The following is a 12,766-nucleotide window of genomic DNA, read 5'->3' as shown; positions in this document are numbered from 1 at the left end:
GAAGTCCATGGCGACCGTGGTGGTCGTCTTGTCCCCGGTGTGGGTCAGATCGTCGATGCCGGCGGACGCGGACGTCATCACGGCTTCGGTGCGCAGCGGATTGATCTCCGAGACGGCCCCGACGAACGTGGTCTTGCCCACGCCGAACCCGCCCGCCACCACGATCTTCGCGGAGGTGGTGGAGCGGGCGGTTCCGCCATTAGAGCTTGCGAAGTCCACTGAGCACCCTTTCGAGCAGCGTTACATCCGGCGTGCCGCCGGCCTCTCCATTGCCCGGCTGGTGGATGGCCACCATTCCGGCCTCGGCCAGGTCGGCGACGAGGATCCGGGCGACACCGAGCGGCATCGACAGCAGTGCGGAGACCTCCGCGACCGACTTGACCTCGCGGCACAGCGTGCAGATGCGCTGGTGCTCGGGAAGCAGGCCGGACAGGTGCATCGGATCGGCCGTGGTGCTGACCAGCGCCTCGATGGCGAGCTGGTAGCGGGGCCGGGTCCGTCCGCCGGTCATCGCGTACGGGCGAACGAGCGGCTGATCGCCTTCCGAGTACGACGAATCGCCGTACGCATCGGAGTAGGCGGGGGGCGGGGTCATTGATCCTCCGGGCTGGACAGCAGTGGTCAGCGTGCCGTCTGACGGGGCGGCCGGTGGGGGGACGGTATGACGGCCTGGCGGTGGTACTGGGTTCCGGGGCGGTCCCCCGGTCCCCCGGCCGGAAGTACCGTCCGGCCGGGAGATGTGGCGTCAGATGAGCAGGCTTCCCTGAAGCTCCGCGCGCAGGTCCGGGGTGAGGACGCTGCCGGCGCGGTCCACGAGGAGGGCCATCTCGTAGCCGACGAGGCCGATGTCGCACTCGGGGTGCGCGAGCACGGCCAGGGAGGAACCGTCCGAGACGGACATGAGGAAGAGGAATCCCCGGTCCATCTCGAGGCCGTCGGCGGAGACCACCACCGTGTGGGACACCCCGGGGGTGTTGTCCACGAAGTTGGTGATCAACCAGTTCAGGTTCTGTGCCGCCTGGCTCATCGAACTCAACTAACGCTCCTGCTGGTAAGTGGGGTCGATGTGGTAACTGCCGGTCGCCGGGCCGTTGTTGCCGGCCTGACGGCCCTGCTGGATACCCCGTCGGAGGTTGGTCAGACGGCCGCGGACGTCGTCCGGCGCTCGCGAGACCTGCGGGCCCGACTGTGCGTCGGACTGCTGCTGCGCGGTGCCGGCCACGAGGTTCGCCCGCGGTACTCGGCGGGGCAGCCCCGAGGTGGTGATGCCGCCGGCGGCGGGCTGGCGCACGCGCTCGGCCTGCCGCATCAGCTCGTCGTTCGGCGAGGACCGCCAGCTGACGGTCGGCGAGCTGCCGGTCGTCGCCTGGGCGGACTCGGCCGCGGGCTCCTGGCCGCGCTGCGGCAGCGGCTGCTGCAGGCGCTGCTGGGGAGCCGGAGCCGGGGCGGACTGCTGCGGCTGCTGGGGAACCGGCGCCTGACCGGAGGGCTGCGGGCCCTCCTGGTGGAACCAGTTCGACTCCAGCGTGTCGAAGATCGGGCTGCGCTCGTTGCCGGTGCTCGGGGCCGGCGGCAGCGCCTCCGGCTGGTGGGCCTGCGGCAGCTGCGGAGCCTGCGGCTGCTGGGGGGCGAATCCGCCGACGCCGGGACCACCGGGCCGCGGGGCCTGGAAGTCCGGACGGGCGAACTGGCCCGTGGTGGACGGGTCCGCCGCACCGCGCGGCTGCGGGCGCTCGAACTGCCCGGTGGCGGACATGTCCTGGCCGGCCTGGGGCAGCGGGGTCCGCAGGTCGGGACGCTCGAACTGGCCGGTGGTGCTGTTGCCGGCCGGCGGGCGCGGGGCGTTGAAGTCCGGACGGGGGAACTCCGCCGTCGCACCGGGGCCCGAGAGCTCGTCGTGGCCGCGCGGGACCTCCTGGCCGCCGTGGCGCGCCTGGTCGGCGCCCCAGCTGGTGGTCTGCGGGATCCCGGCGGGGCCGCCGCCCGTACCCGGAAGCTCCGGACGCGCGGCGCCACCGCGCGGCGGCAGCTGCGGCCGGGAGCCGCGCGGAGCCGGGGCGGCGGGGGCCTGGGCCGAGGGGACCGGGCCCGTCGGGGCGGGCTGCTGCTGCGGGGGCTGCGGGCGCTCGAAGCCGTTGCCCTGCGGGAACCCGCCCTGGCCGGAGGCCGTGGGCGCGGGCATCGGACGGGAGCCGGGACCGCCGGCCGGACCGCGGCCCGGCAGCGGGGCACCGCCGCCGAAGGCGCCGTCACCGAAGGCACCCTGGCCCTGGGAGGTCGGGGCGCCCGGCATGCCGGTCATGCCCGGACCGCCCTGCGGACGCGCATTCGGGCCGCCCTGCTGCGGGCGTGCACCGGGACCGCCCTGCGGGCCCTGCTGACCGGGGGCGCCGTCGCGTCCCGGCAGCGCGGCACGCTGGCCGCCGCCGGAGACCTGGCCGCGCTGCGGGCCGGCGCCGACGGGCTGGCGTGCGCCGCCGCCAGGGACCGCACCCTGCGCGGAAGCACCCGGCATGCCCTGCGGGGCACCGGAGCCCGGACCGCCGGGACCACCCGGACCGCCCTGGCCCGGCATCGGACCCGGCTTCTTGCCGCCCTGGGCGACGTCCACCGGCAGCATGACGAGGGCCGTCGTACCGCCCGAGTCGGACGGGCGCAGCTGGATGCGGATGCCGTGTCGCAGGGACAGGCGGCCGACCACGAACAGGCCCATGCGGCGGGAGACGGAGACGTCCACGGTCGGCGGCGACGCGAGCCGCTCGTTGATCGCGGCGAGGTCCTCGGGGGAGAGGCCGATGCCGGTGTCGTGGATCTCGACGAGCACGCGCCCGTCGGGCAGCGCGTGACCGGTGACCTTGACCTTGGTCTGCGGGGAGGAGAACGAGGTGGCGTTCTCCAGCAGCTCGGCGAGGAGGTGCACGAGGTCGTTGACGACGCGGCCGGCGACGTCGGTGCCGGGCACCGACGCGAGTTCGATGCGCTCGTACTGCTCCACCTCGGACGCGGCGGCACGGAGCACGTCGACGAGCGGGACGGGGCGGGTCCACCGGCGGCCCGGCTCCTCGCCCGCGAGGACGAGGAGGTTTTCGCCGTTACGGCGCATGCGGGTCGCGAGGTGGTCGAGCTTGAAGAGCGAGGACAGCTGGTCCGGGTCGGCCTCGCGCGACTCCAGCTCGGAGATGAGCGAGAGCTGGCGCTGGATGAGGCCCTGCGAACGGCGCGAGAGGTTGGTGAACATCGCGTTGACGTTGCCCCGGAGGAGGGCCTGCTCGGCGGCGAGGCGGACGGCCTCGCGGTGCACGTCGTCGAAGGCCGCGGCCACCTGGCCGATCTCGTCGCGGGTGTGCAGGCCGACCGACTCCACGGACGTGTCCACGTCCTGCGGGTCGGACTCGGACAGCTGCTTGACGAGCTCGGGCAGTCGGTCCTGGGCGACCCGGGTCGCGGTGTCCTGCAGGCGGCGCAGCGAGCGGATCATCGACCGCGCCATGACGAAGGCACCGACGAGGGAGACGCCGAGGACGAGCAGGATCAGGGCACCGTTGATGATGGCGTCCTGCTGCGAGGAGTTCTTGAGCTCGCGGGCCTTCTGCTCCATGTCCTCGAGCAGGGTCAGCTCGATGACCTTCATGGCCTGGAGCTTGGTGTCGTCCGCGTCGTACCAGTCCATCCAGGACCGGTTCTTCTCCTTGCCGAACTGCCCCTGGGTGCTCAGGACGCGGCGCGCGTAGTGGTCGGCGGTGCCGATCTCCGTGTTGCCGTCGCCGAGCGCCGCGAGGAGTTCCTCGGGCTTGCCCTGGTAGACGAGTTCGAAGGTCTTCTTCGACTGGCTCTCGCCGCGGAGAGCGGAGAGGGCGTACAGGCGGTCGTTCTCGGTGAGCGTGCCCGCGCGCTCGCTGCTCTCGGGGAGCGAGGCGGCGATGACGGCGCGCTGGATCGAGGCGTACTCCTTGGCGGAGGAGAAGGCCGCCAGGGCACGCGTGCGCTTGATCATCTCCGGGCTGGAGGTGGCCTGCGCCATGTCCTGGGAGAGCGAGAGCAGCGAGACGATCAGCGCGTTGTACTCGGTGACCGTCTGCTGGGCGCCGTTCTGGTACGCCTTCTTGCGGATTTCCTCGATGCCGGTGAGCTGGCGGCCGATCTGCAGGATGTTGTTGCGGATCGACTTGAGGGTCTCGTCCTTGTCCTCCGCGCTGTCGACCTTGTCGGTCGCGGCCTGGAAGGCCTTGGCGGCGGCGTCGGTCTGGTCGCGTACGCCCGTGACGAGGCTGTTGGGCTTGCCCGACCGGTCGACCGACAGCGGACCCGCCGACTTGTCCCGCTCCTCCTGGAGCATGGCGGCCAGGTTGGTGGCCTGCCGGGTCATCGTCGTGAGCAGCTGCATGTGCTCCAGCTGGTCGATGTCGTTGAGCGAGTCGTTGATGCGGAAGCCACCGAGCGTGGTGGCGGCGACGACCGGCAGGGTCAGCAGCGACACGAGTCGCGTGCTGATGCGCCAGTTCTGCATGGCGAATCGCGAACCGGGCCCGCTCGGGGCCTTCGGTATCGCCACGTCCTTGTCGGCCGGCTCTTCGCTCTTCGTCTTGCCCCGGGGCTTGAGGCGCGCCTTCGCCTTCACCGCGCTCACCGTGGTGGAGGAGTCGGGGCCTGCGCCTTCGGCAGCCGGCCCGCGGTTCTGGGCGTGCTGGGGCGAGGAGCCACGGTCGGTCCCGCCGCGCGGCTCCTGCTCCGCCGCAGCGCTGCCATCCCTCTTGAATCGTCCCTGCACTAGCGTCGCAACCTCTGGACCAGGCGTCCCGCCGGGCGACCGGTGGGACGGTGTCGAGTCGTGGGGCATTTCGGCCCCATGGTGGTCGTCGGTGACCGGCGCGTCTCCCTCTCCTTGCCGCCGCGCGCGGCGCTGTGTCGCGCCACCTGCGCGCCGGCTGTTCCCGCGGCGGTCCCGCGAATTCCAGCACAGTGGCGGATCTCCAACAAGGTGCGCGTGTCGGCCTGGAGTGGCGGTCACGGAATGCAATGGCTGAATTACTCGATGTGGTCCGCCTTTCGGGGCGAATCGGACTTACGCCGACCAAACGCGGTGGCTGGCAAGGTGTCCCAGTCGAGATGATCAGGAGCGGAATGGCTGATTCAGTGGCGCAATGTCCGTTTCGCCACCTGAAATTGACTGCCTGTTATGCCCGTATTGTCGGGTCACGGGTGAGCAAACTCACACAGCCGTGGCCATTACTTCCCCGTTGGGCCGGGGAATCGGATGTTTAGCCTTGCCCTTTACAGGGTTGAAGGATCCGACAACCCCCACCCGACAAGCGAGCCGAGGGCCCGAAACACCGTGAAGACGACGATGATGTTCCGCAACATAGCCAACCCCCGCCGCACCACCCTCGCGCACCTCAAGGACGCCGAAGAGCTGCAGGCGATCGAGGCTCCGGAGCACGCCGTCGAGCTGCCCGCCCAGACCGCGAACCCGCGCCGCACGATCCTGATGGACGCGCCGGTCGCCGCCGCGCAGTAAGCCACTCGGCAAAAGGAGCGCGAAGCGCCGCTGCCCGCCGCGTTAGCCTGGACACGCAGACTCCAGCCAGCGGAAATACAGAGGGGCAGACGCAACACGTGCGCATCGCCAGGTTCTCCATCGACGGCAATGTCGCGTTCGGCGCGGTCGAGGGCAGCACTGCCCCCGGCGCCGAGGGTGAGCTCGTCCTCGACATCATCAAGGGCATCCCGTTCGCGGACTTCGAGCTCTCGGGCACGAAGGTCCCGCTGAACAAGGTCCGGCTGCTGCCGCCCGTGCTCCCGAACAAGGTCGTGGCCATCGGCCGCAACTACGCGGAGCACGCGGCAGAGCTCGGTAACGAGGTGCCCGACGCGCCGATCACCTTCTTCAAGCCGTCCACCTCGGTGGTCGGCCCGGGCGACCCGATCACGTACCCCTCCTTCTCCCAGGACCTCCACCACGAGGCGGAGCTCGCCGTGGTCATCGGCCGCATGTGCCGAGAGGTCCCGAAGGAGCGCGTCAAGGACGTGATCCTCGGCTACACCTGCGCCAACGACGTCACCGCGCGCGATGTCCAGCAGCGCGAGAAGCAGTGGGCCCGGGCCAAGGGCTTCGACAGCTCCTGCCCCCTCGGCCCCTGGATCGAGACCGATCTGGACCCGAGCGACCTGACCATCCAGTGCACCGTCAACGGCGAACAGCGCCAGCTCGGCCGCACCAGCGACATGGTCCGCTCCATCGAGGACCTGATCGTCCACATCACCGAGGCCATGACGCTGCTCCCGGGCGACGTCATCCTCACGGGGACCCCGGCCGGAGTCGGCCCCCTCAACGTCGGCGACGAGGTCGCCGTCACCATCGAAGGCATCGGCACTCTCACCAACAAGGTGATCAAGCGTGGCTAACGCGAACTCCCCCAAGCTCTCGACTTCGCTCGAGCAGGGGGTACCCCCCCGCGTACGTTTCTGTCCCTCCCCGACCGGCAACCCCCACGTGGGCCTGGTCCGGACCGCCCTCTTCAACTGGGCGTTCGCCCGCCACCACGGCGGTACGTTCGTCTTCCGCATCGAGGACACCGACGCGGCGCGCGACTCCGAGGAGTCGTACGACCAGCTGCTCGACTCGCTGCGCTGGCTCGGCTTCACCTGGGACGAGGGCCCCGAGGTCGGCGGCCCGCACGCCCCGTACCGCCAGTCCGAGCGCATGGACATCTACGCGGACGTAGCCCAGCGCCTGCGCGACGGCGGGTACGCGTACGACTGCTACTGCACGACCGAGGAGCTGGACGCGCGCCGCGCCGCCGCCCGTGCCGCGGGCAAGCCCTCCGGCTACGACGGCCACTGCCGCGAGCTGACCCAGGTGCAGCTGGAGGCGTACCAGGGCGAGCACCGCCCCTCGATCGTCCGCTTCCGGATGCCCGACGAGCCGATCACCTTCACCGACCTGGTCCGCGGCGAGCTGACCTTCACCCCGGAGAACGTGCCGGACTTCGGCATCCTGCGGGCCAACGGCGCGCCGCTGTACACGCTCGTCAACCCGGTCGACGACGCGCTGATGCAGATCACGCACGTGCTCCGCGGCGAGGACCTGCTGTCCTCCACCCCGCGCCAGATCGCGCTGTACAAGGCGCTGATGGAGATCGGCGTCGCCACGGACGTCCCGCAGTTCGGCCACCTGCCGTACGTGATGGGCGAGGGCAACAAGAAGCTCTCCAAGCGCGACCCCGAGTCCTCGCTCAACCTGTACCGCGAGCGCGGCTTCCTCCCCGAGGGCCTGCTGAACTACCTCTCGCTCCTCGGCTGGTCCTTCTCCAAGGACCAGGACGTCTTCTCGATCGAGGAGATGGTGGCGAAGTTCGACATCGACGGCGTGAACGCCAACCCGGCGCGCTTCGACCTCAAGAAGGCCGAGTCGATCAACGGCGACCACATCCGCCTCCTCGACCCGAAGGCCTTCGCGGACGCCTGCACCCCCTGGCTCCAGGCCCCGCACGCCAACTGGGCGCCCGAGGACTTCGACGCCGAGGCCTGGGCGGCCATCGCGCCGTACGCCCAGACCCGCGTCACGGTCCTCTCCGACATCACGGCCAACGTCGACTTCCTGTTCCTGAAGGAGCCGGTCGAGGACCAGGCGTCGTGGGACAAGGCGATGAAGGGCGAGCCGGCGGCCCTGCTGACCACGGCGCGCGCCAACCTGGAGTCGGCCGACTGGTCGGACCCGGAGTCCCTCAAGCAGGCCGTCCTGACCGCCGGCGAGGCCCACGGCCTCAAGCTCGGCAAGGCCCAGGCCCCGGTCCGTGTCGCCGTCACCGGCCGCACGGTCGGCCTGCCGCTCTTCGAGTCCCTCCAGATCCTGGGCAAGGAGCGCTCGCTGTCCCGCATCGACGCGGCCCTGGCGAAGCTCGCCGCCTAGGCAGCGCCCGTACGTACGTCCCTCAGGGGGCGGCAGCCGGAACCCCCGGCCGCCGCCCCCTGAGGCGTGTTGCGGGCCGTCGGCTTCGGCAAACCTCGGAAACGGCGCCGGGAGATGTCGTAGCGTCGGAGACATGCCGATCCGCGCCGTGCTCTGGGACATCGACGACACCCTGTTCGACTACACCGGGGCGGACAGCGCCGGCCTCGCGCGCCGGCTCGCCGAGGAGGGCATCGCGGAGCGGTACGGGTCCCCCCGGGAGGCGCTCGCGCTGTGGCGGGCGACCACCAGCCGGCACTGGGACCGCTTCGCCGCCGGGGAGGTGACCTTCCAGGAGCAGCGCCGCGACCGCGTACGGGACTTCCTCGGTGCGCCCGGGATGGGTCCTGCCGAGGCCGACGACTGGTTCGACCGCTACGTCGTCCACTACAAGGCCGCCTGGACCCTGTTCCCCGACGTCGTGCCCGTACTGGACGCCCTCGCGGGCGATTACCGGCACGGGGTGCTCTCCAACTCCTCCACGGCCAACCAGGACCCGAAGCTGCGCCATCTCGGCCTGCGCGAGCGCTTCGAGGTGCTGGTCTGCGCGGCGGAACTGGGCGTCAGCAAGCCGGAGGCGCAGGCCTTCCTCGCCGCCTGCGAGGCGCTCGGACTGCCGCCGGGCGAGGTCGTGTACGTGGGGGACGAGCCGGAGATCGACGCGCGCGGCGCCCGCGACGCCGGGCTGACCGCGGTCTGGCTCGACCGGGACGGAGGACGCGGGCCGGGCCCCGACGGCGTGCACCGGATCGCAGGTCTCGCCCGGCTCCCCGAGCTGCTGGCCTCGGATACCCGTTTTGGAGCACGGTCAGGCATCCGGTAATGTTCTTTCTGCGCCGCCGGAGCGGGCCGAAAGGCCGGACGGAGGCGCCACTCGAAAGAAAAGCCCCCCAGGGGGTTGACTTTCGGTGGGGTATAGTGTAATTGGCAACACGAGGGTTTCTGGTTCCCTTATTCTAGGTTCGAGTCCTGGTACCCCAGCGCAGTGCAGTAGTAACGCAGTGCTTTGCCCCCGTTGTGTAGCGGCCTAGCACGCCGCCCTCTCAAGGCGGTAGCGCCGGTTCGAATCCGGTCGGGGGTACAGATCCTTCCCGCAAGATCTCCACTTGGGTAGCTCCCGGACGTCTTGATGCAGGATCGCTAGGGCCCCCGTTGTGTAGCGGCCTAGCACGCCGCCCTCTCAAGGCGGTAGCGCCGGTTCGAATCCGGTCGGGGGTACTGGTCTGGTATAGACCACATTGGGCTATGGTGTAATTGGCAACACGAAGGTTTCTGGTTCCTTTGTTCTAGGTTCGAGTCCTGGTAGCCCAGCGCAGTACAGAGCAAGCCCCCGTTGTGTAGCGGCCTAGCACGCCGCCCTCTCAAGGCGGTAGCGCCGGTTCGAATCCGGTCGGGGGTACGCACAGAAGAGGCCCTCCGCGTTCATCGCGGAGGGCCTCTTTGCTGTTCCCCTGCGTACCCGGGCACCGGCCCCGAGCCCCGTACAAGTGCGGGCCCGGAGGCGCGTGTTCGGACGTGTGCGGCGTCGTACGCGCCCCCGGGCCCGGGGGAGTGGGGAAACGGAAGGTCAGCCGGAGCGGCGCAGGGCCTCCGACAGGCGGGCGGCCGCGTCGATGACGGCCTGGGCGTGCATCCGGCCCGGGTGGCGGGTCAGGCGCTCGATCGGCCCGGAGACCGACACGGCGGCCACGACGCGGTTCGAGGGTCCGCGCACCGGCGCCGAGACGGATGCCACGCCGGGCTCCCGCTCGCCGATCGACTGCGCCCAGCCGCGGCGCCGTACGCCCGACAGGGCCGTCGCCGTGAAGCGCGCGCCCTGTAGCCCGCGGTGGAGCCGCTCGGGCTCCTCCCAGGCCATCAGGATCTGCGCGGCCGAGCCCGCCTTCATCGGGAGCGTCGAGCCCACCGGGACCGTGTCCCGCAGACCCGACAGCCGCTCCGCGGCGGCCACGCAGATGCGCATGTCGCCCTGACGGCGGTAGAGCTGCGCGCTCTCGCCCGTCACGTCGCGGAGGTGGGTGAGTACCGGTCCCGCCGTGGCCAGCAGGCGGTCCTCGCCGGCCGCGGCGGCGAGCTCCGCCAGCCGCGGTCCGAGGATGAACCGGCCCTGCATGTCCCTCGCCACCATCCGGTGGTGTTCCAGTGCCACGGCCAGGCGATGTGCCGTGGGTCGTGCGAGCCCTGTCGCCGCGACCAGCCCGGCGAGGGTGGCCGGACCGGACTCCAGTGCGCTCAATACCAGAGCTGCCTTGTCGAGAACGCCGACGCCGCTAGAGTTGTCCATGAAACGATATTCGCGTCTCACACTGTGAAACGCAAGTTCAATTTTTCCAAGAACCAGCGAGTCTGTATGTACGGGTCCACGAACCACTGGGTCCGGGACGGTGAGCCGGAGGGAAAGCGATGGGTAGGACACTCGCGGAGAAGGTCTGGGACGACCATGTCGTCCGGCGCGCCGAGGGCGAGCCCGACCTCCTCTTCATTGATCTGCACCTGCTGCACGAGGTGACCAGCCCCCAGGCCTTCGAGGGCCTGCGCCAGGCCGGCCGCAAGGTCCGGCGGCTGGACCTCACCATCGCCACCGAGGACCACAACACCCCCACCCTGGACATCGACAAGCCCATCGCGGACCCGGTCTCCCGGGCCCAGCTGGAGACGCTGCGCAAGAACTGTGCCGAGTTCGGCGTACGCCTGCACTCCCTGGGCGACGTCGAGCAGGGCGTCGTCCACGTGGTGGGACCGCAGCTGGGCCTGACCCAGCCGGGCACCACCGTGGTCTGCGGTGACTCGCACACCTCCACGCACGGCGCCTTCGGCGCGCTGGCCTTCGGTATCGGCACCAGCCAGGTCGAGCACGTGCTGGCCACCCAGACGCTGCCGCTGGCCCGCCCGAAGACCATGGCCATCACCGTCACCGGCGAGCTGGCCGAGGGCGTCACCGCCAAGGACCTGATCCTGGCGATCATCGCGAAGATCGGCACCGGCGGCGGCCAGGGCTACATCCTGGAATACCGCGGCGAGGCCATCGAGAAGCTCTCGATGGAAGCGCGCATGACCATCTGCAACATGTCGATCGAGGCCGGCGCCCGCGCGGGCATGATCGCCCCCGACCGGACCACCTTCGAGTACCTGAAGGGCCGCGACCACGCCCCCGAGGGCGAGGACTGGGACGCGGCGGTCGCGTACTGGCAGACCCTGCGCACCGACGAGGACGCGGTCTTCGACGCCGAGGTCGTCATCGACGGCGCCACGCTGTCGCCGTTCGTCACCTGGGGCACCAACCCGGGCCAGGGCGCGCCGCTGTCGGCCAACGTCCCCGACCCTGCTTCGTACGAGGACGCTTCGGAGCGCCACGCCGCCGAAAAGGCCCTGGAGTACATGGGGTTGACGGCCGGGCAGCCGCTGCGCGAGATCAAGGTCGACACCGTCTTCGTAGGTTCCTGCACCAACGGCCGTATCGAGGACCTGCGCGCCGTCGCGGGCATCGTCGAGGGCCGCAAAGTCGCCGACGGCGTACGGATGCTGGTCGTCCCGGGGTCCGTCCGGGTCGCCTTGCAGGCCGTGGAGGAGGGCCTGGACAAGGTCTTCAAGGAGGCCGGCGCCGAATGGCGGCACGCGGGCTGCTCGATGTGCCTGGGCATGAACCCCGACCAACTGGCCCCCGGTGAGCGCTCCGCGTCCACGTCCAACCGCAACTTCGAGGGCCGGCAGGGCAAGGGCGGGCGGACCCACCTGGTCTCCCCGCAGGTGGCCGCCGCCACCGCGGTGCTGGGCCATCTGGCCTCGCCCGCCGACCTGTCCGACGCCACCGCGACCGCCGGAGTCTGAACCATGGAAGCCTTCACCACCCACACCGGCCGGGCCGTCCCGCTGCGCCGCAGCAACGTCGACACCGACCAGATCATCCCGGCCCACTGGCTGAAGAAGATCACCCGCGACGGGTTCGAGGACGGGCTCTTCGAGGCCTGGCGCAAGGACCCCGAGTTCGTCACGAACCGCCCCGAGCGCCAGGGCGCGACCGTGCTGGTCGCCGGTCCCGACTTCGGCACCGGCTCCTCGCGCGAGCACGCCGTCTGGGCCCTGCAGAACTTCGGCTTCAAGACGGTCATCTCCTCCCGCTTCGCCGACATCTTCCGCGGCAACTCGCTGAAGAACGGTCTGCTGACGGTGGTCCTGCCGCAGGAGACCGTCGACCGGCTGTGGGAGCTGACCGAGGCCGACCCGACCGCCGAGGTGACGGTCGACCTGGTCGCCCGCCAGGTCCGCGCGGCTGGAATCGAGGCGGAGTTCGAACTCGACGACAACGCCCGTTGGCGCCTGCTGGAGGGTCTGGACGACATCTCGCTCACCCTTCAGAACGAAGCGGACATCGACACGTACGAAAGCGCCCGACCGAGCTTCAAGCCGCGCACGATTAGGGCCTGATTCCAGCCTGATCAGCGCTTATTCACCTCTGGGTGATCACATCGACAACACTGTGCCCCCCGCCTTCAGGCGGGGGGCACAGCCGTGTGTTGAGGCCCCGTGAGGCGACAACTCGCCCCAGATGGCACAATCTGTGCATGGAACGCGACAGTCAACTTGAGCTCTACGAACTCGTCGCGGACCGGCTGAAAGAAGCACACACAAGGGTGCGCACACTGCAAGTCCCGGAGGGCGTAAGGATGGCGCTGTCCCGGAAGCTGTTGGTCGTCACGGCCGCGGCGAAGCATGATCTCGCCGATGCGGCAAGGCGCCTGGACAGGTTGATGAAGGACCTCGACGAGGGTCGATTCCCTGAAGGCGACTGATGCGAAGGAACTCCGTAACGACCTACAC

The 12,766-nt window shown here is 70.3% G+C and carries 12 protein-coding genes and 5 tRNA genes; 12 read left to right on the top strand and 5 right to left on the bottom strand.

Annotated features, from left to right (window positions below):
- The 4 genes from IF02_RS32810 to IF02_RS0130875 all read right to left on the bottom strand — a co-directional run.
- The coding region (locus tag IF02_RS32810; RefSeq protein ID WP_037837463.1) for an ATP/GTP-binding protein at positions 1-219 on the bottom strand (219 nt) is incomplete at its 3' end.
- The gene (locus IF02_RS0130885) at positions 200-595 is read right to left on the bottom strand and encodes a DUF742 domain-containing protein (RefSeq protein ID WP_030162861.1); all 396 of its coding nucleotides are present in this window, start codon (positions 593-595) and stop codon (positions 200-202) included. The genes IF02_RS32810 and IF02_RS0130885, both read right to left, overlap by 20 nt.
- Before the next feature lie 150 nt (positions 596-745).
- Positions 746-1,027 carry a roadblock/LC7 domain-containing protein gene (locus IF02_RS0130880; RefSeq protein WP_030162859.1) on the bottom strand — a complete coding sequence of 94 codons (282 nt, stop codon included), beginning with the start codon at positions 1,025-1,027 and terminating at the stop codon, positions 746-748.
- Positions 1,028-1,036: 9 nt separating this feature from the next.
- Positions 1,037-4,768 carry a nitrate- and nitrite sensing domain-containing protein gene (locus IF02_RS0130875; RefSeq protein WP_030162857.1) on the bottom strand — a complete coding sequence of 1,244 codons (3,732 nt, stop codon included), beginning with the start codon at positions 4,766-4,768 and terminating at the stop codon, positions 1,037-1,039.
- Between the two features lie 564 nt (positions 4,769-5,332).
- On the opposite strand from IF02_RS0130875, the gene IF02_RS0130870 reads away from it, so the two are divergent.
- The 9 genes from IF02_RS0130870 to IF02_RS0130830 all read left to right on the top strand — a co-directional run bounded on the left by IF02_RS0130870 (position 5,333) and on the right by IF02_RS0130830 (position 9,347).
- The gene (locus IF02_RS0130870) at positions 5,333-5,515 is read left to right on the top strand and encodes a hypothetical protein (protein ID WP_030162856.1); all 183 of its coding nucleotides are present in this window, start codon (positions 5,333-5,335) and stop codon (positions 5,513-5,515) included.
- A 98-nt stretch (positions 5,516-5,613) separates the two neighbouring features.
- On the top strand, positions 5,614-6,402 hold the full coding sequence (locus IF02_RS0130865; RefSeq protein WP_030162855.1) for a fumarylacetoacetate hydrolase family protein: 789 nt from the start codon (positions 5,614-5,616) through the stop codon (positions 6,400-6,402).
- Positions 6,395-7,909 (top strand): glutamate--tRNA ligase, encoded by a 1,515-nt coding sequence (gene gltX / locus IF02_RS0130860; protein WP_078622432.1) that lies wholly within the window; start codon positions 6,395-6,397, stop codon positions 7,907-7,909. Before IF02_RS0130865 ends, gltX begins: the two co-directional genes overlap by 8 nt.
- 133 nt (positions 7,910-8,042) lie before the next feature.
- Entirely contained in the window at positions 8,043-8,771 is a 729-nt protein-coding gene (locus IF02_RS0130855; protein WP_030162851.1) for an HAD family hydrolase, read from the top strand.
- An 86-nt stretch (positions 8,772-8,857) separates the two neighbouring features.
- Positions 8,858-8,929 (top strand) — tRNA-Gln (locus IF02_RS0130850).
- 27 nt (positions 8,930-8,956) lie between these two features.
- Positions 8,957-9,029, top strand: a tRNA-Glu gene (locus tag IF02_RS0130845).
- A 64-nt stretch (positions 9,030-9,093) separates the two neighbouring features.
- Positions 9,094-9,166: transfer RNA gene (locus tag IF02_RS0130840), tRNA-Glu, on the top strand.
- A gap of 21 nt (positions 9,167-9,187) precedes the next feature.
- Positions 9,188-9,259, top strand: a tRNA-Gln gene (locus tag IF02_RS0130835).
- 15 nt (positions 9,260-9,274) lie between these two features.
- Positions 9,275-9,347 (top strand) — tRNA-Glu (locus IF02_RS0130830).
- A 168-nt stretch (positions 9,348-9,515) separates the two neighbouring features.
- Here IF02_RS0130830 and ndgR read toward each other — a convergent pair.
- Complete coding sequence (ndgR, locus tag IF02_RS0130825; protein WP_037837458.1) at positions 9,516-10,232, bottom strand: IclR family transcriptional regulator NdgR; 717 nt, start codon at positions 10,230-10,232, stop codon at positions 9,516-9,518.
- Between the two features lie 119 nt (positions 10,233-10,351).
- Between ndgR and leuC the strand changes: the two genes are divergently transcribed.
- The 3 genes from leuC (at position 10,352) to IF02_RS0130810 (ending at position 12,738) form a co-directional block, all read left to right on the top strand.
- Positions 10,352-11,776, top strand: a complete 1,425-nt coding sequence (gene leuC / locus IF02_RS0130820) for a 3-isopropylmalate dehydratase large subunit (protein WP_030162847.1) — start codon at positions 10,352-10,354, stop codon at positions 11,774-11,776.
- A gap of 3 nt (positions 11,777-11,779) precedes the next feature.
- Positions 11,780-12,373, top strand: a complete 594-nt coding sequence (leuD, locus tag IF02_RS0130815) for a 3-isopropylmalate dehydratase small subunit (RefSeq protein WP_030162844.1) — start codon at positions 11,780-11,782, stop codon at positions 12,371-12,373.
- A gap of 137 nt (positions 12,374-12,510) precedes the next feature.
- Positions 12,511-12,738, top strand: coding sequence for a hypothetical protein (locus IF02_RS0130810; protein ID WP_008739877.1), 228 nt, complete (start codon positions 12,511-12,513; stop codon positions 12,736-12,738).
- The last annotated feature ends 28 nt before the right edge of the window (positions 12,739-12,766 follow it).

The sequence above is a fragment of the Streptomyces sp. NRRL S-244 genome, assembly GCF_000717915.1.
Classification (GTDB): domain Bacteria; phylum Actinomycetota; class Actinomycetes; order Streptomycetales; family Streptomycetaceae; genus Streptomyces.
The sequence above is the reverse complement of the archived record's forward strand: the minus strand, read 5'-3'. Positions and strand labels throughout refer to the sequence as shown.